This is a genomic window from Xanthomonas euvesicatoria (assembly GCF_013112235.1).
Classification (GTDB): Bacteria; Pseudomonadota; Gammaproteobacteria; order Xanthomonadales; family Xanthomonadaceae; genus Xanthomonas; species Xanthomonas euvesicatoria.
The window spans coordinates 3,888,629-3,905,708 of the sequence record NZ_JABFFS010000001.1; the positions used below are offsets into that span (position 1 = coordinate 3,888,629).

A 17,080-nucleotide genomic window follows, 5' to 3' on the forward strand; every position below is an offset into this window, starting at 1 on the left:
CCACGGCCGCCAGCCAAAGTGGGTGCATGCAGCCGCATCGGTTTTCGAAGCAGTGCTGCCGAAGGCTGGCCTCGCACGCCTCTGCACCTTTCGCGCCCCCCCTGCTGAAGCGCTCAACCTTCGCGTTGCAACGCCAGCTGCGCATCGCGCATGCGGCGTTTTTCGCTGCGCGCCAGCAGCCACCAGCCAATCACCGCGGCAATCGACACCGCCAGCACCATCACCGTGGCCAGCGCATTGATCTTGGGGCTGATGCCCAGCCGCACCGACGAAAACACCTTGATCGGCAAGGTGGTGGAACTGGGCCCGGCCAGGAAACTGGCGATCACCACATCGTCCAGCGACAGCGTAAAGGCCAGCAGCCAGCCCGACGCCAGGGCCGGCGCGATGATCGGCAAGGTGATCTGGAAAAACACGTGCAGCGGCGTGGCACCGAGATCCATCGCGGCTTCTTCCAACGAGCGGTCCAGTTCCTGCAGCCGCGAAGAAATCACCACGGTCACGAACGAGACGGTGAAGGTGACATGCGCCACCCAGATCGCCACTGCGCCGCGCGGCGCGATGCCGAGCACGCCCCCCATCGACACCAGCAACAGCAGGATCGACAGACCGATGATGACTTCGGGCATCACCAACGGCGCGGTGATCAATGCGCCGAACAGGGTTTTGCCGGGAAACCGCCGCAGGCGCACCATCGCCATGGCGGCCATCGTGCCCAGCACCGTCGATGCGCAGGCCGTCCAGAACGCCACCTCCAGGCTGACCCAGGCTGCGTCGAGCAATTGCCGGTCGCGCACCAATTCGCCGTACCACTTGGTCGAAAACCCGCCCCACACCGTTGCCAGGCGCGAGGCGTTGAACGAATACACCATCAACAACAGGATCGGCAGGTACAGGAAGCCGAAACCCAGCGCGAGCACGCTGCCGCCGAGCAGGCGCCCACCGCGCGAAGCGCGCATCATGTCAGCCGCCCTTCCAGCTCACGCTGCTGGTAGCGGTGGAAGATCACGATCGGCAGCAACAGCAGCAACAGCATCACCGTGGCCACGGCCGCTGCCACCGGCCAGTCGCGGTTATTGAAGAACTCGCCCCACAGCACGCGCCCGATCATCAGGGTGTTCGGCCCGCCGAGCATTTCCGGGATGACGAACTCGCCCACCGCCGGAATCATCACCAGCATGCAGCCGGCCACGATGCCGTTGCGCGATAGGGGCAAGGTGATGCGCGCGAACGCCTGCCATGGCCGCGCGCCCAGGTCGTAGGCCGCTTCGAGCAGGCGCTGATCGTGCTTGACCAGGTTGGCGTACAGCGGCAACACCATGAACGGCAGATAGCAGTAAACGATGCCGATATAGGCGGCGATCGGCGTGTACAACAACTGCAACGGCTGCTTGATCACACCCAGCGCCAACAGCACCTGATTGAGCACGCCATTGCCATCGAGAATGCCGATCCACGCGTACACGCGGATCAAAAACGAGGTCCACGACGGCAGCACCACCAGCATCATCGCCACGTTGCGTGTGGCCAGCGGCAGGCGCGCGATCACATACGCCATCGGATAACCGATCAACAACGCAAGCGCCGTGGAAATGGCCGCGATCTTGATCGAACTCAGGTAGGCAGCCACGTACTGGCTGTCGCGCAGCAAGGCCAGATAGTTGCCCAGATGCAGCTTTAGGCTTACCGCACCGTCGGCAGCAACCGCCAATAGCGGCGTATACGGCGGCATCGCGGTGGCGCGCTCGGCGAAGGAAATCTTCAGCACGATCAAAAACGGAATCGCGAAGAACACCAGCAGCCATAGATACGGTGCGGCGATCACGCCCCAGCGCGCGCCCGGCAACCCACGGCTAAGAGTGGCTAGCAGAACGTAGCGAGCAGCCGCCAGGGGGGCGCGGACGGCGCGCAGGAACCGCAGTGTACGAGTGGTACATGAGGATTCCGAGCACCGGCCGCGCCCCCCTGGCGGCTGCGCAGTAGTTTTGCTGGCCGCTCTCATGCGGTGAGCACCACGCCGTCGTCTTCGCCCCACCCGACCCACACGGTGTCGCCCCAGGTCAGCGCTTCGCTGGCCCAGCGCTGGCGATTGGCGAAATTGGCCATCAGCTTGACCCCGCTGGGCAAGCGCACGTGGTAGACCGAGTGGCTGCCGAAATAGGCGATGTCTTCGATCACGCCCTGGGCCTTGTTGCAGGCCTGGGCCGGCTCGTCCTTGCCGATGGCGAGCTTTTCCGGGCGCAGCGCGAACGCCACCGCCTGCCCTTCGAAGCCGGTGATGCCGTGGCCGATGCGGATGCAGGCATCGAACGCAGGCGTTTTCAAGGTGACGTACTCGGGCGCGTCGTCGGCGATGAGCGCATCGATCAGATTGACCGAGCCGATGAACTCGGCCGCAAACCGGTTGGCCGGCTGCTCGTAGATTTCATCGGGCGTGCCCACCTGCTGGATCCAGCCCTGGTCCATCAGCGCGATCCGGGTGGCCATGGTCATGGCCTCTTCCTGATCGTGGGTGACCATGACGCAGGTCACGCCGGAGGTTTCGATGATGTTGACCAGTTCCAGCTGCATCTGCGAGCGCAGTTTTTTATCCAGCGCACCCATCGGTTCGTCCAGCAACAGCAGCTTGGGGCGCTTGGCCAGCGAGCGCGCCAGGGCCACGCGTTGCTGCTGCCCGCCGGAGAGCTGGTGCGGCTTGCGCTTGGCCAGCGCGCCAAGCTGCACCAGTTCGAGCATCTCGCCGACGCGGCTGGCGATCGCAGCCTTGGGCAAGCCTTCCTGCTTCAACCCGAAGGCGATGTTCTGCTCCACACTCATATGCGGAAACAGCGCGTACGACTGGAACATCATGTTGATCGGGCGCTCGTACGGCGGCAGTGCGTCGATCGGTTGACCATCCAGGACAATGCGCCCCTTGGTCGGCCGCTCGAACCCGGCAAGGCAGCGCAACAGCGTGGATTTGCCGCTACCGGAACCACCGAGCAACGCGAAGATCTCGCCCTTGCGAATCTGCAGGCTGACGTCGTCGACCGCGACGAAGCCGTCGAACTCCTTGCGGACCGCGTCGATGCTCAGGTAGCCGCCGTCGCCAGCGGTGAGGTGGGGCTGCGGGGTGGCCTCGGGTGATGCCATTGAACCTCTCGATTGCGCATTGCATGCGCCACAACGGCCAATGCCGACCATGATGGCAAAACCCGGACGCGGCCGCGCATGGGCTGCCGCGTCGCAGATTGCCCTGGCTGCTCTCAGCGCGCGTCCTGCGCCGGTGCGCTCCAGCCCAGCCCCAGACTCTTCTGCAGGGCCACGTAATTCACCAGCAACTGCACCTGCGCCTGTGCGGCAGCGTCCTGCGCCGACAACTGCTGGCGCTGCACATCCAGCAGATCGATCGATGAGGTGGCACCGGCATCGCGACGCTGCTGCATCAGCCCGGCCGAGCGCGTGGCCGAGGCTTCGGCCTGGCGTGCGACCACCAGCTGCTTGCGTGCCGAACCGAAGCGCGCCAACGCCGAATTGGCATCCTGCAAGGCAGCCAGCACGGTCCCTTCGTACGCTGCCGTACGCCCCGCATTGCCGGCACGCGCCTGCTCCACCTGCGCGCGGGTCTTGCCGAAATCGAAGATCGACCAGCGCAGCATCGGCACCGCCAATGTGGTCAGCGCGTCGGAATTGAAATCGCTCGGCGAGCCGGCGACCCAGCTCAGCCCGCCCAGCAGACTCACCTGCGGGAAGTAGCCGTTCAACGCCTCGCCGATCTGCGCGCTGGAGGCGGCCAGCTCGCGCTCGGCCTTGCGCACGTCCGGGCGCCGGCGGATCAACGCACCGGCATCGTCCACGCGCACCTGTGTCGGCAGCATCGGCAAGGGCTGCGGCGTGCTGAGCTGGGCATCCAGCGCGCCGGGCTCGCGCCCGACCATCAGGGCCAGCTGGTCCTGCGCTTCCTGCGCCTGCATTTCCAGCGGCAGGCGTTGCGCCTCCTGCTGCTGCACTTGGGTGGCGATCTGCTCGACCTGCAGGTCCGAGGCGGCGCCCTGCCCGCGACGTTGCTGCACCAGCTGCAGCGACTGGCGGATCTTGTCCAGGTTGGTATCGGCAATGGCCAGGCGCGCCTGCAAGCCGCGGTAATTGAGATAGACCTGCCCGACTTCGGCGGCCAGCTGCACCTGCGCATCGGCCAGCTCGGCTTCGGAGGCCTGTGCCTGCGCCAGCGCGCCTTCGGCGGCGCGACGGCGGCGGCCGAAGAAATCCAGCTCCCAGCTCGCATCGAAGCCGGCGCTGTAGATCTGCGTCTCTTCCAGGTTCAGCGCCTGGTTGCCGGCTGCCGGCGGCTGGCCGGGTTGACCCTGTTGCAGCCCGCCGAGCGTGTCGACAATGGTCTGCGGCGGTTCGGCGTAGGCATACAGTGCGCTGGCGTTGAGCTTGGGCAGGCGCTCGGCGCGGCGTTGCTGGGCCAGCGCGCGGTTGGCACGCAGCCGCGCCTGTGCCGCTCGCAGGTTGGGGCTGTCGGCCAATGCCTGGGTGACCAACTGGGTCAGGAGCGGGTCGTGCAATTCCTCCCACCAATGGTTCAGCGGTGCGGCGGCGACCACGTCTGCGCCGCTGGCACGATGCAGGGCGGGTGCCTGCATCGCCGCGTCGGCAACCGCTGGCGGCTTGGTGTAGTTGGGGCCGAGCATGCAGCCGCCAAGCAGCAGCGTGCCCAACGCCGCAGCCAGCGGCATGCGGATCAGGCGCATGGAATCAGTGCATTGCAAGGTGCGCCCCCTTGGGTAACGGCTTGAGCAAAAAGGCCAGCGGAATCGTGCAGACCACGATCACGCCAAAGATCCAGAACAGGTCGCTATAGGTCATCACCAGGGACTGCTGCTGCACGACGCGGGCGAACTGGGCGATCGAGCGGGCTGCCGCCTCGCCGCCGGCGCTGCCCTGCATCTGTGCGGTCAGGCCGGCCAGCGCCTCCTGTGCACGGCTGGCATTGGCGGTGATCGAGCTGCCGATGGTTTCGGTGTGGAAGGTCATGCGGCGCTCCTGAAAGGTGGAGATCAGCGCCAGCCCGACCGAGCCGCCCAGGTTGCGGCCGGCATTGAACAGGCCCGAGGCATCGCCCGCCAGTTCCGGCGGCACCGACGAGATCGCCGCCTGGTTGAGCGACATCATCGCCAACGCCAGGCCGCAGCCCTGCAGCAGCTGCCCGGCGACAAAGTGCGTGCCCACGGTGTCGGCAGTCAGCGACAGATTGACGAAGCAGGCAGCGGCAAAGCAGATCAGCCCGGCAATGACCAGGATGCGCACATCCACCGTTTCCAGCAGCTTGGGCATCATCGGCATCAGCAGCACGGTCGGCAGGCCGGACAGCAGCAGCACGTACCCGGCCTGCTCGGTGTTGTAGCCGGAGATCACCGCCAGGAACTGCGGAATCATGTACATGACGCCGAACAGGATCATGCCCACCGCCATGACCATGATGAACACCGCGCCGAAGCTGCGCTGCAGCAGCAGCGACAGCCGGATCACCGGAGGGCGCCGCCGGAACTGGCTGATCACCAGGGCGATGAAGCCGCTCAACGCAAGCAGGCTCAGGGTATTGATCTCGCTGGATTCGAACCAGCGCTCGCGCTGGCCTTCTTCCAGCACCACGGTCAGCCCGCCCAGACCCGCGGTCAACCCGTAGATGCCCAGCCAATCGGCGTCGAGCAGGCCTGCCCAGTCGCCCTTTTCGTGCTTGAGGCCGAGCAGCAGCAGCGCAACCAGGCCAACGCAGATGGGCACGTTGATGAAGAACGCGTAGTGCCAGCTGACGTTTTCGGTCAGCCAGCCGCCGAGCAGCGGGCCGATCACCGGGCCCATGATCACGGTCATGCCGAACAAGGCGGTGCCCATGGTCTGCTGGCTGGGCGGCAACCGCGTGGCGACGATGGTCAGCGCGGTCGGAATCAGGGCGCCACCGGCCAGACCCTGCCCGACGCGGCCGATGATCATCATCGAAAGCGACGTCGACAGCCCGCACACCACCGAGAACGCGGTGAACATCACCGCGCAGATCAGCAGGAAATTGCGCAGGCCCAGCGTGCGCACGAACCAGCCGGTCAGCGGGATCATGATGATCTCGGCCACCAGGTAGGCGGTGGAAATCCAGGTGCCTTCTGTACCGCTGGCGCCGACCTCGCCCTGGATGGTGGGCAGCGCGGCATTGACGATGGAAATATCCAGCGTCGCCATGAACGAGCCGATGGTGCCGGCCAGCACCGCCAGCCAGGCGCCCGGCTCGGCCTTCTCGCGCTGGGCGCTGCCGCCGGCACGCGGGCCGGTGGCGGCCGCTGCACTCATCGCGCGCGCTCCTGCTCCTGCACGCGGTCGGATTCTTCTTCGGCACGCTGCTTGGCGTCCTTGGCCGAGCGCGTGTCCACGGTGACCTCCACCGACATGCCCGGCACCAGCACCTTGCGCGCCTCTTCACCGGCCAGCACACGGATGCGCACCGGCACACGCTGTACCACCTTGGTGAAATTGCCGGTGGCGTTTTCCGGCGGTAGCAAGGCGAACTGCGAGCCGGTGCCCGGCGACAGGCTCTCGACCTTGCCGTGCAACTTCACTCCGGACAGCGCATCGACCTCGATCTCGGCCGGCTGGCCGGGACGCATCAGGCCGACCTGGGTTTCCTTGAAATTGGCAACCAGATACAGCGATTCCTGCGGCACGATGGTCATGGTGCGGGTGCCGGCGCCGAGGAACTGGCCCACCTGCACGGTCTTGTCGCCCACCCGGCCGTGGATACGGCTGGTCAGACGGGTGTCTTCCACCGCCACCCGCGCCTGGTCGGCATCGGCGGTGGCCTGTTTCACGCCGGCCTGTGCCTGTTCCAGTTGCGCGCGGCTGGCCTGGATCTGGCTCTCGCCGGCCTTGGCCTGCGCCTGCGCGGCGTCGTACTGCGCACGTGCGCGTGCCAGATCGTGCTGCAGGCTTTCCTGATGTTCGTGGGTGTCTGCGCCGGAGGCGGCCAACGGCGCGAAGCGCTTCACTTCGGCCTGGGCGAACTTGAGGCTGGCAGCAGCGGCGGTGACCTGGGTACGCGCCTGCAGCAGCGCCGATTCCTGCGCGGAGACATTGGCGGTGGCGGCGACGATATCGGCCTGGCGTGCGGCAATGGCGGCTTCGGCCTGCTGCAGGGTGGCCTGGTAGGTGCGATCGTCGATCTGCAGCAACGGCTGTCCGGCTTCCACGATCTGGTTGTCGCTCACCAGCACCTTGGTCACGTAGCCGCTGACGCGCGGTGCCACGGCCACCGAATCGGCCTGCAGATAGGCGTTGTTGGTGTCCTGCATGTAGCGGCCCTTGATCAGGTAATAGGCCAGCCACACCACCAGCAGGATCAGCACCAGCACCCCGACCAGGATCAGCGTCCACTTCACCTTGGGGTTCTTCAACGGCGAGGGCTTGGGCGCCTGCTGCTCGTCGCGCGCGCCGGCGCCCTGCGCATCCGTGGCCGAGGACTGGCCGTCATTGGACTGATGGTCGTGGTTGCTCAAAAGGATGCATCCTGTGTGATGGGCGAGGCGCGCCACGCAGCGGCCGTCTCGGCGGCGTCGGCAATGGCGGCGCAACCATACAATTATTTGAACTGCCCGGTACAGATTGCGTGATGACCCGACCGGCCGACAACCGGCCCACCAAGTCGCGATGGTGCCATTCCTACGCAGTGCGCTTGGCCCCTGGGATGGGCCGTCGCACGGGGCAGCACTGCGCTCGGGCGCAGCACCCGCCGCCGACGCAGCCGGTCAATGCCCGGTCTTGATCTCGGTCCACAGCCGCGTGTACAGCCGGTCCACGTCCGGCGGATTGATCGCGTAGGTAAACATCTTGGCCGTCACTTCCGGCGGCGGGTAGATGGTGGGGTCGTTGCGGATCACCGCATCCACCAACGGCGTGGCCGTGCGCACCGGGTTGGCGTAATGGATGAAGTTGGTGTTGGCCGCGGCCACGTCCGGCTTCAACAGATAATTGATGAAGGCGTAGGCGTTGTCAGGGTGCTTGGCATCCTTGGGAATGGCCAGCATGTCGAACCACTGCGGCGCGCCTTCCTTCGGAATGGCGTAAGCCACCTTGATGTTGTTGCCGGCTTCCACGGCACGGTCGCGCGCCTGGATGATGTCGCCGGACCAGCCCACCGCCAGGCAGGTATTGCCGTTGGCCAGCGAGGTCACGTACTGGCTGGAGTGGAAGTTCTGCACGTACGGGCGAATGGCCTTGATCAGCGCGGCGGCCTTTTCGATCTCGGCCGGCGCCGTGCTGTGCGGATCGAGCCCGAGATAATTGAGCGCGATCGGAATCATGTCCGAAGGCGTGTCCAGGATGGTCACGCCGCAGTCCTTGAGTTTGGACAGATTCTCCGGCTTGAACACCAGATCCCAGCTGTTGGCGACATCGGTGTTGCCGAAGATCGCCTTGAGCTTGTCGACGTTGTAGCCGATGCCGGTGGTGCCGATCATGTACGGCACGCCATAGGCATTGTTCGGGTCCTGCGCGGCGATGCGGCGCATCACGTCCGGATCCAGATTGACCAGATTGGGGATCTTGCTCTTGTCCAGCGGCAGGAAGACGCCGGCCTGGATCTGACGGCCGAAGAAGTTCAGCGTGGGCACCACCACATCGTAATCGCTGCCGCCGGCCAGCAACTTGGTTTCCACCATTTCGTCGCTGTCGAAGACGTCGTAGGTGACCTTGATGCCGGTGCTCTTTTCGAACCCGGGAATGGTGTCCTCGGCGATGTAATCGGAATAGTTGTAGACGTTGAGCACCTTGGCCTGCGCGTCGGTCTTGCCGGGCGCGCCAGCGCCGCCACAGCCGGACAACAGGGTGATGGACAGCGTCAGGGCGAGCAGTCGCAGCGTCATGTGGGTCTCCAGGCAGCACGATGGGGCGGCCGGTATCGAATCCGGTCTCTTCCCAGCCTACTCACCACGCCCGGGTTTGCCCAGCGCAGCGGGACCGGCACGGACCGACCTTGCCGGCTGACCAGCGCGGCAGCCGCCACGAAGGCACCGCTGCGCGCATGCGTGCTCACCGACCTCGTCACTGCCCGCTGCCGTGCGGTGGGACGGCTTGTGCAGGAGCTATCGACCCAAGGCCTGCGCGGTGTCGTCCAGCGCGGCCCAGGCCTTGTCGAACAGTTCGTCGACCTGCTCCCGGGTAATGATCAACGGCGGCGACAGCAGCATGGCATCGTAGGTCGCGCGCAGGATCAGCCCGCGGCGCAGCGCGAAATCGCGGCACATCGCCCCTACCCGCCCGCGCCCGGGGAAATACACACCACGGCGCTGCTTGTCCGGCACCAGCTCCAGCGCCCCGACCAGCCCGGCGATGCGTGCCTCGCCCACCAGCCGGTGCTCGCCCAGCGCGGCCCAGCGCTGCGCCAGGTACGGCGCAACCTGCGTGCGCGCGGTCTCGACAATGCCCTCGTCCTGCAGCAGGCGCAGGTTTTCCAGCGCCACCGCCGCGCACACCGGATGCCCGGCATAGGTACCACCGTGCGCCAGCTCGCCGCCTTGGGTCTTGAGCACGCCGGCCACGCGGTCGTTGAACATGGCTGCCGCCAGCGGGATGTAGCCGGAAGTGATGCCTTTGGCCAGCGTCATCACGTCGGGCTGGAAGCCGAAGTACTCCGCACCGAACCACTCGCCGGTGCGGCCGAAACCGCAGATCACTTCATCGGCGACCAGCAGGACGTCGTAGCGCCGACAAATCCGCTCGATTTCCGGCCAGTAACTGCGCGGTGGGATATAGACGCCGATCGCGCCCATGATCGGCTCACCGATGAACGCAGCCACATGTTCGGGGCCGAGTTCCAGAATCTTGTCCTCCAGACGACGTGCCGCCAGCAACCCGTAGTCCTCCGGATCCATCTGCCCGCCATCGCCGAAGTGATACGGCGGTGCGATGTGATGGATATCGGCAATCGGCAACCCGCCCTGCTGGTGCATCCCCTTCATGCCGCCCAGGCTGGCGCCGGCCATGGTGGTGCCGTGATAGCCATCGTGGCGGCCGATGAAGATGCGTTTTTGCGGCTGCCCCTGCACGGCCCAGAAATGCCGCACCAGGCGCAGGATGGTGTCGTTGGCCTCGGACCCGGAGTTGGCGAAGAACGCATGATTCAAATCGCCCGGCGCCAACGCCGCCAGCTTGGCCGCCAGCTGGATGGTGGGTTCGGTGGTGCACTGGAAGAAGCTGTTGTAGTAGGCCAGCTGCTCCATCTGACGCGCCGCTGCCTGCGCCAGTTCCTTGCGCCCGTAGCCGACATTGACGCACCACAGTCCGCCGAACGCATCCAGCAACTGGTTGCCGTCGGCATCCCACACGTACACGCCCTCACCGCGCGTCAGGATGCGCGTGCCCTTGTGCGCCAATGCCGCGTTGTCGTTGAACGGATGCAGATGATGGGCGGCGTCGAGCCGCTGCAACGCCTTGAGCACCGAAGGATCCACGACCTGCTCCGCGCGTGAGGGGTTACAAGCATACCCAGGCCCTGTTGCCGGACCGTGGACGGTTTTGCAGAACGCCCGGCTAATCGCTTGCACACCGGGCAGGCAGCTTGGCCGCGAGAACTTCCGTTGCCGCCGAGGTCGCCCTCATCCATCCTTCGGGCATTTTCTCCCGGGAGGAGAAGGAACACAGCACGCGCGTGAGATGCAAGAACGCCTCACACATTCAACAACAAGAACTCCCGTTCCCACGAACTGATGACCCGGAAAAACGTCTCGTACTCTTTCCGCTTCACCGAGATGTATGCACGCACGAACCGCCGCCCCAACATCTCCTGCAACGCCTCGCAGCCTTCCAGTTCATCCAGCGCTTCGCCCAGCGAGCGCGGCAAATCGTAGCCCTGCTCCTTGCCATTGCTGCTGATCGGCGCGGTCGGTTCGAGCTTTTCGCCGATCCCCAATAACCCGCAGGCCAAGGTCGCTGCCATGGCCAGATACGGGTTGGCGTCGGAGCCGGCAAAGCGGCTTTCCACCCGCATGTTCTGCGGCGCATCGATGGGCACGCGCAGCCCGCAGGTGCGGTTGTCGAAGCCCCACAGCACATTGCTCGGCGACACCTCGCCGAACATCAACCGCCGGTATGAATTGACGTTGGGCGCCAGCAGGCCCATCGCCATCGGAATGTATTTCTGCAAGCCGCCCAGATAATGCGCGAAGGTATCGCTGAAACCGCCCTCGCGCTTGCCGCTGAACACGTTCTTGCCGGTGCCGGCATGCAACAGGCTCTGGTGGATATGCATCGCACTGCCTGGCTCGGTTTCCATTGGTTTGGCCAGGAACGTGGCATACACACCGTGCCGCAGCGCGGCTTCGCGCATGGTGCGCTTGAACAGGAACACCTGGTCCGCGCGCGACATCGGGTCGGCATGGGTGAAGTTGACTTCCAACTGCGCGGCGCCGGATTCGTGGATCAGCGTGTCCACGTCCAGCTCCATCGCATCGCAGTAGTCGTACATCAGGTCCAGGATGGGGTCGAACTCGTTGACCGCGTCGATCGAGTACGACTGCCGCGCCGTTTCCGGCCGCCCGGAGCGCCCTGCCGGCGGCAGCAACGGGAAGTCGGGGTCGGTATTTTTCTGCACCAGGAAGAACTCCAGCTCCGGTGCCACCACCGGTTGCAGCTTGGCCTGGGCATAGGCGTCCAGCACGCGGCGCAGCACGTTGCGCGGGGCAAGTTCGTGCGGCTGGCCATCCTTGGTATAGCAGTCGTGGATGACCTGCGCGGTGGGGTCGGCCGCCCACGGCACCATGCGCACGGTGCTGGCATCCGGGCGCAGATGCATGTCCGAATCCGACGGTGAGGTGAGCGCGTAATAATCGTCGGGGAAATCGCCGGTCACGGTGGTGGCGAAGATGCCTTCCGGCAGGCGCGTCCCGTAGTCATGCGAGAACTTGTCGGCGGGAATGATCTTGCCGCGCGCGTTGCCGGTAATGTCCGGCACCAGGCATTCCACCTCGGTGATGCTGCGCTCTTTCAGCCAGCGGCGCAGCGCGCTCTCCGGCTGCTTGGACGGGGTCTTGCGCGAACGCGTGCGGATGGACATGCAACCTCACTTGCCGCGTCGCGCGGCGTATTGGCGACAAGCCTCGCCGAAGGCCTGAAAGATGGCACGGTAGAACGGATGCTGTGTGACACGCCATTCCGGATGCCATTGCACTGCCAGCAGAAACCCCGGGCCGGAGCCGCGGAACGCTTCGATCAGCCCGTCCGGCGCGGTGGCTTCGATCAACAACCCCTCAGCCAGCGTGGCAATGCCCTGCCCGTGCAGGGAATTGACCCAGACCTGGGCGCTATCGCTCATGCCCGCCAGCCAGCCGCCGGGATGCAGGTGCACCACATGCGCCGGGCCATATTGCATGTCTGTCGGTGTGCCGCGGTCTTCCCGGTGGTCGGCCAGGCCGGGCACGTCGTGCACGCGCTGATGCAGGCGCCCGCCCAGTGCCACATTGACCTCCTGCAGCCCGCGGCAGATCGCCAGCACCGGCAGGCCACGCGCAAGCGCCTGCGGGATGAGTGCAAGGCTGGTGGCATCGCGCGCCGGGTCGTGCGGGTTGCCTTCCCAGCTGGGCTCGTCGCTGTAGTGATGCGGCTCCACATTGCTGACCGCCCCGGTCAACAACAGCCCATCCAGCCGCTCCAGCCACGCGCCTGCATCCAATGCCGGCTGCAGGCTGGGCAACAGCACCGGCATCGCGGCGGCTGCCTCGACCACCGCGCGGATGTACTTCTCGCCGGCAGCCAGAAACGGATGAGGCCCTTGCAGGATGCGATCGGTCGGCAGGCCGACCAGCGGAACGACTGCCATGCGCGAAATCCGATACGTTCGGTGGAACGTCGATACGCTCGAAGTTACCGCGCCATTGCCGGCATTGCCAAGCGTGCCACTGCGCTTGCGATTACTCACGCGCGCTTTGCTACGCTGGGCGGCGACTTCGCAGGTGTTGCCCATGGCTTCCGAAAACTCCATCGCCTCCCTGCCCGCTGCCGATGCCCACACCCTCTCTCGCATCGCCGGGTGCGAGTCTGTCGATCTGTTATTGCCCGACACCAACGGCGTGCTGCGCGGCAAGCGGGTGACCGCCGAGGCCCTGGGCAAGGTGTATCGCGAGGGCGTGTGCCTGCCGATGTCGCTGATCGCCACCGACATTACCGGCAACACGGTGGAAGAAACCGGGCTTGGCTACGCGATCGGCGACGCCGACCGCATCTGCCGGCCGATCGAAGGCTCGCTACGCCCGGTGCCCTGGGCGCCAAGGCCGATGGCGCAACTGCTGCTGGCGATGCATACCCCCGAAGGCGCGCTGTTCGAAGTCGCCCCGCGTGCGGTGTTGCAGCGCGTGTTGCAGGGGTTTGGCGCACTCGGCCTGACCCCGGTCATCGCAGTGGAGCTGGAGTTTTACCTGTTCGACGCCATCGCCGATGCACAGGGGCGCCCGCAGACCCCGCGCGACCCGATCACCGGCGAACGCAGCAACAGCACGCAGGTGTATTCGCTGCAGGATCTGGACGACCAGCGTGGTTTCACCGATGCGGTCACCGCCGCTTGCAGACAGCAAGGCATTCCGGCCGACACCGCCGTGGCCGAGTACGCTCCCGGCCAGTTCGAAATCAATCTGCACCACCGTGCCGATGCGGTGGCCGCCTGCGACGAGGCGATTCTGCTCAAGCGCACCATCAAAGCCATTGCGCAGCAGCAGGGCAAGCTGGCCAGTTTCATGGCCAAGCCTTTCCCCGGCCAGGCCGGCAGCGGCCTGCATCTGCATGTGAGCCTGCTCGATGCCGCCGGGCACAACGTGCTGGCCAGCGCCGCCGACGCGCCTGCGCAGCCGCTACGCCACGCCATCGCCGGGCTGCAGCGGCATGCGGATGCCTCGCTCCTGATGTTCGCCCCGCATGCCAACAGCTATCGCCGCTTCGTCAGCAACGCGTTCGTGCCACTGGATGCAAGCTGGGGTTTCAACAACCGCACCGTGGCGCTGCGCATCCCGCACAGCGATGCGCACAACACCCGCATCGAACACCGCATTGCCGGTGCCGATGCCAACCCGTATCTGGCCGCTGCAGCCGTGCTGGCCGCGATGCTGGACGGCCTGCGGCAGCCGGCCGAACCCACCGCGGCGGTCACCGGCAATGCGTACGCGCAGTCGGTGTTCACCCCGCGCAGCTGGCAAGGCGCGGTGGATGCGTTCCTCGGCAGCGACTTCATCGCCGAGCAGTTCGGCATGCAGTTCCAGCACGTATTCGGCCAGCAGAAGCAACGCGAGCTGCTCGACTACCAGGCGCAGGTCCCCGACCTGGATTACGCGCGGTACCTGCGCACCGTGTGATGGCTTCCCCCCACGCGCCACCGCCGCACAGCGATTCAGCGGGCAACCGGTATCCGGACAGCTGGTATGCACGCAGCACGCCGGCCCTGCCCCAACAACCGCGCCTGCAAGGCGCCGAGCACGCCGACGTCTGCATTCTCGGCGGTGGCTATACCGGCCTCGCCGCCGCGCTGGCGCTGGCCGAGGCCGGTTACGCCGTCATCGTGCTGGAAGCCCGGCGTGTGGGCTGGGGCGCGTCCGGGCGCAATGGCGGCCAGGCCATCGTTGGCTATGGGTGCGAGCAGGAAACGCTGGAAGCGCTGGTCGGCAACGACGATGCTCGCCTGTTGTTCGATTTCTCGCGCGACGGCATGCGCCTGCTGCGCGAGCGCATCGCGCGCCATGCCATCGCCTGCGACTGGCGCGACGGCCACGCGCATGTGCCGCTGAAGCCGCGTCAGGTGCAGGCGCTGCAACACGGCATCGTGCGCATGGCCGAACGCTACGACTACCCGCTGCAATGGTGGGACCGCGCACGCACCCGCCAGGTGCTGGACAGCCCGCTGTACCTGGGTGCCATGTTCGACCCTGCCAGCGGCCATCTGCAGCCGCTGGCCTATGCACTGGGCCTGGCACGGGCCGCGCTGGCCGCCGGCGTGCGCATCTACGAGGACTCGGCCGTGACCAGGCAGCAGCCCGGCGCGCGCGTGGTGATGCATACCGCCCACGGCAACGTGACTGCCGCGTTCGGTGTGATCGCCGCCAATGCACTGCTGCGCGGCATCGCCCCGACGCTGGAGCAGCGCATCATGCCGGTCGGCACCTATGTCGGCGCCACGCCGCCGCTGGGCCAGGCGCGTGCACGCGCCCTGATCGCCAACGACATGGCGGTGGCCGATACCAACTGGGCACTGGATTACTATCGGCTCAGTGCCGATCACCGCCTGCTGTTCGGCGGGCGCGCCAGTTACTCCTCGCGTCCGCCTGCGGGCTTGCAGCGCCTGATGACCCAGCGCATGCATACGGTATTCCCGCAGCTGCACGACGTACCGCTGGAAACGCTGTGGGGCGGCTACGTGGACATCTCGCGCAACCGTGCGCCGCACTGGGGCCGGCTGGCGCCCAATCTGTACTTCGCACAGGGCTTTTCCGGACATGGCGTGGCGGCCACCGGCCTGGCCGGCCAGGTCATTGCCGAGGCCATCGCCGGCCAGAGCCGGCGTCTGGACGTGTTCGAACGCATTCCGCACCGCCCGTTCCCCGGCGGGCAGCGGCTACGGACCCCGCTGCTGGTGGCGGCGATGAGCTGGTATCGGCTGCGCGATGCGCTGTGGTGAGCGCCACGCTTTGGAACGTGGTGCTCAAGTTTTGGCGAGCAGGGCCGTTAGCTGACCTGACGGTTCGATCCAGACGGCCAGCCGATGTCCCCAGGTACCCTACATCGCAATAGTGAAAGTGCAGTCCTGCCGCAGCGCGTGCTGTTGGTGGAGAACTCGCGCACGTTCACCAGCATGCTGCGCGAAGCCATCGAGCAACGCGTGGAACTCCCGGTCACGGTCGTCTCGACCCTGGCCGAAGCCGCGCGCGTGCTCGACGAAGAGGACGGCTGGTTCCTGGTCCTCACCGGCCTGGTACTGGTGGACGGCGACCGCGACAAGGTCGTGGAATTCTTTCTCTCGCGCAAACTGCCCACCGTGGTGGTCAGCGGCGTGTACGACGAAGACTTGCGCCAGCGCGTGCTGCAGCAGCAGATCATCGATTACGTGCTGAAAAATGCACCGGGCAGCATCGAATACCTGGCATGGCTGGTGCAGCGCCTGGAGCGCAATCGCCGGATCGCCGCCCTGGTGGTGGACGACTCGCTGTCGGCACGCACCTATGCCGGCGCGCTGCTGTCGATGTACGGCTACCGCGTGGTGCTGGCGGCCGACGGTGCCGCCGGGCTGGACGCGATCGAACGCGACCCCGGCATCCGCCTGACCATCGTCGACCAGGAAATGCCTGGGATGGATGGCGTGGAATTCACCCGCCGGCTGCGCGCGATCCGCTCGCGCGACAAGGTGGCGGTGATCGGCATTTCCGGCAATAGCGATTCGTCGTTGATTCCGCGTTTCCTGAAGAACGGCGCCAACGACTTCCTGCGCAAACCCTTCTCGCGCGAAGAATTCTTCTGCCGCGTATCGCAAAACGTGGACCAGTTGGAACTGATCGGCACGCTGCAGGATCTGGCCACCCGCGACTTCCTCACCGGCCTGCCCAACCGGCGCTATTTTCTGGATCAAAGCCAGCGCGTCATTCCCAAGCTGCTGTTGCAGGACCAGACGGTGACCGCGGCGATGGTGGATATCGACCATTTCAAGCACATCAACGACACCTGGGGCCACGAAGCCGGCGACCAGGCGTTGCGTGCGGTGGCCGCTTCGGTGTCCGGGCATGCGCGGCCGCAAGACCTGGTCGCACGCTTCGGCGGCGAAGAGTTCTGCCTGCTGGTGCCCGGGCTGGATGCGGCCAATGCCACCAGCTATTTCGAAACCCTGCGCGAACGCATCAGCGCCTTGCGCGTGCGCGTGGGAGACGAGACGTTGAGCATGACGGTGAGCATCGGCGTATGCACCGCCAGCGAAAGCGACCAATCGCTGCATTACCTGCTGAACGAAGCGGACAAGCACCTGTATCTGGCCAAGGCCGGCGGCCGTAACCAGGTGCGTCTGGCAAGCTGATCCAGCGTCGCCTGCAGG

At 66.0% G+C, this 17,080-nt stretch carries 13 protein-coding genes and 1 other RNA gene; 3 read left to right on the top strand and 11 right to left on the bottom strand.

Annotated elements, in window-relative coordinates:
• Positions 1–113 precede the first annotated feature (113 nt).
• The 11 genes from HLH45_RS16830 to HLH45_RS16880 all read right to left on the bottom strand — a co-directional run bounded on the left by HLH45_RS16830 (position 114) and on the right by HLH45_RS16880 (position 12,841).
• The gene (locus HLH45_RS16830) at positions 114–962 is read right to left on the bottom strand and encodes an ABC transporter permease subunit (protein WP_008571331.1); all 849 of its coding nucleotides are present in this window, start codon (positions 960–962) and stop codon (positions 114–116) included.
• Entirely contained in the window at positions 959–1,870 is a 912-nt protein-coding gene (locus tag HLH45_RS16835; protein WP_029819636.1) for an ABC transporter permease subunit, read from the bottom strand. Before HLH45_RS16835 ends, HLH45_RS16830 begins: the two co-directional genes overlap by 4 nt.
• Positions 1,862–1,937, bottom strand: a non-coding RNA gene (locus HLH45_RS16840) — sX9 sRNA. The genes HLH45_RS16835 and HLH45_RS16840 overlap by 9 nt, the downstream gene beginning before the upstream one ends.
• A 61-nt stretch (positions 1,938–1,998) precedes the next feature.
• Positions 1,999–3,132: an ABC transporter ATP-binding protein gene (locus tag HLH45_RS16845; protein ID WP_008571333.1), complete on the bottom strand. Its 1,134-nt coding sequence runs from the start codon at positions 3,130–3,132 to the stop codon at positions 1,999–2,001.
• A 113-nt stretch (positions 3,133–3,245) separates the two neighbouring features.
• Positions 3,246–4,736, bottom strand: a complete 1,491-nt coding sequence (locus HLH45_RS16850) for an efflux transporter outer membrane subunit (protein ID WP_008571334.1) — start codon at positions 4,734–4,736, stop codon at positions 3,246–3,248.
• Between the two features lie 4 nt (positions 4,737–4,740).
• The gene (locus HLH45_RS16855; protein WP_008571335.1) at positions 4,741–6,327 is read right to left on the bottom strand and encodes an MDR family MFS transporter; all 1,587 of its coding nucleotides are present in this window, start codon (positions 6,325–6,327) and stop codon (positions 4,741–4,743) included.
• On the bottom strand, positions 6,324–7,526 hold the full coding sequence (locus HLH45_RS16860; RefSeq protein ID WP_008571337.1) for an HlyD family secretion protein: 1,203 nt from the start codon (positions 7,524–7,526) through the stop codon (positions 6,324–6,326). Before HLH45_RS16860 ends, HLH45_RS16855 begins: the two co-directional genes overlap by 4 nt.
• Before the next feature lie 249 nt (positions 7,527–7,775).
• Positions 7,776–8,891 carry a polyamine ABC transporter substrate-binding protein gene (locus HLH45_RS16865; protein WP_008571338.1) on the bottom strand — a complete coding sequence of 372 codons (1,116 nt, stop codon included), beginning with the start codon at positions 8,889–8,891 and terminating at the stop codon, positions 7,776–7,778.
• 219 nt (positions 8,892–9,110) lie between these two features.
• Complete coding sequence (locus HLH45_RS16870) at positions 9,111–10,478, bottom strand: aspartate aminotransferase family protein (RefSeq protein ID WP_008571339.1); 1,368 nt, start codon at positions 10,476–10,478, stop codon at positions 9,111–9,113.
• A gap of 215 nt (positions 10,479–10,693) precedes the next feature.
• Positions 10,694–12,079 carry a glutamine synthetase family protein gene (locus HLH45_RS16875; protein WP_008571340.1) on the bottom strand — a complete coding sequence of 462 codons (1,386 nt, stop codon included), beginning with the start codon at positions 12,077–12,079 and terminating at the stop codon, positions 10,694–10,696.
• Between the two features lie 6 nt (positions 12,080–12,085).
• Positions 12,086–12,841 (bottom strand): gamma-glutamyl-gamma-aminobutyrate hydrolase family protein, encoded by a 756-nt coding sequence (locus HLH45_RS16880; RefSeq protein WP_031423098.1) that lies wholly within the window; start codon positions 12,839–12,841, stop codon positions 12,086–12,088.
• A gap of 142 nt (positions 12,842–12,983) precedes the next feature.
• Here HLH45_RS16880 and HLH45_RS16885 point away from each other — a divergent pair, with 142 nt between their 5' ends.
• From HLH45_RS16885 to HLH45_RS16895, 3 genes are all read left to right on the top strand, one after another.
• Positions 12,984–14,363 (top strand): glutamine synthetase family protein, encoded by a 1,380-nt coding sequence (locus HLH45_RS16885; protein ID WP_031423099.1) that lies wholly within the window; start codon positions 12,984–12,986, stop codon positions 14,361–14,363.
• A complete protein-coding gene (locus HLH45_RS16890) occupies positions 14,360–15,679 on the top strand; it encodes an NAD(P)/FAD-dependent oxidoreductase (RefSeq protein WP_171309849.1) in 1,320 nt (439 codons plus the stop codon). The genes HLH45_RS16885 and HLH45_RS16890 overlap by 4 nt, the downstream gene beginning before the upstream one ends.
• Positions 15,680–15,763: 84 nt before the next feature.
• Positions 15,764–17,062: a diguanylate cyclase gene (locus HLH45_RS16895; protein ID WP_033478445.1), complete on the top strand. Its 1,299-nt coding sequence runs from the start codon at positions 15,764–15,766 to the stop codon at positions 17,060–17,062.
• Positions 17,063–17,080: the final 18 nt, after the last annotated feature.

Bases quoted from the DNA above. Each gene is read 5' to 3' on its own strand.
- HLH45_RS16830 (WP_008571331.1), bottom strand. From the start codon at position 962: ATGATGCGCGCTTCGCGCGGTGGGCGCCTGCTCGGCGGCAGCGTGCTC.
- HLH45_RS16845 (WP_008571333.1), bottom strand. From the start codon at position 3,132: ATGGCATCACCCGAGGCCACCCCGCAGCCCCACCTCACCGCTGGCGAC.
- HLH45_RS16850 (WP_008571334.1), bottom strand. From the start codon at position 4,736: ATGCGCCTGATCCGCATGCCGCTGGCTGCGGCGTTGGGCACGCTGCTG.
- HLH45_RS16855 (WP_008571335.1), bottom strand. From the start codon at position 6,327: ATGAGTGCAGCGGCCGCCACCGGCCCGCGTGCCGGCGGCAGCGCCCAG.
- HLH45_RS16865 (WP_008571338.1), bottom strand. From the start codon at position 8,891: ATGACGCTGCGACTGCTCGCCCTGACGCTGTCCATCACCCTGTTGTCC.
- HLH45_RS16875 (WP_008571340.1), bottom strand. From the start codon at position 12,079: ATGTCCATCCGCACGCGTTCGCGCAAGACCCCGTCCAAGCAGCCGGAG.
- HLH45_RS16880 (WP_031423098.1), bottom strand. From the start codon at position 12,841: ATGGCAGTCGTTCCGCTGGTCGGCCTGCCGACCGATCGCATCCTGCAA.
- HLH45_RS16885 (WP_031423099.1), top strand. From the start codon at position 12,984: ATGGCTTCCGAAAACTCCATCGCCTCCCTGCCCGCTGCCGATGCCCAC.
- HLH45_RS16895 (WP_033478445.1), top strand. From the start codon at position 15,764: ATGTCCCCAGGTACCCTACATCGCAATAGTGAAAGTGCAGTCCTGCCG.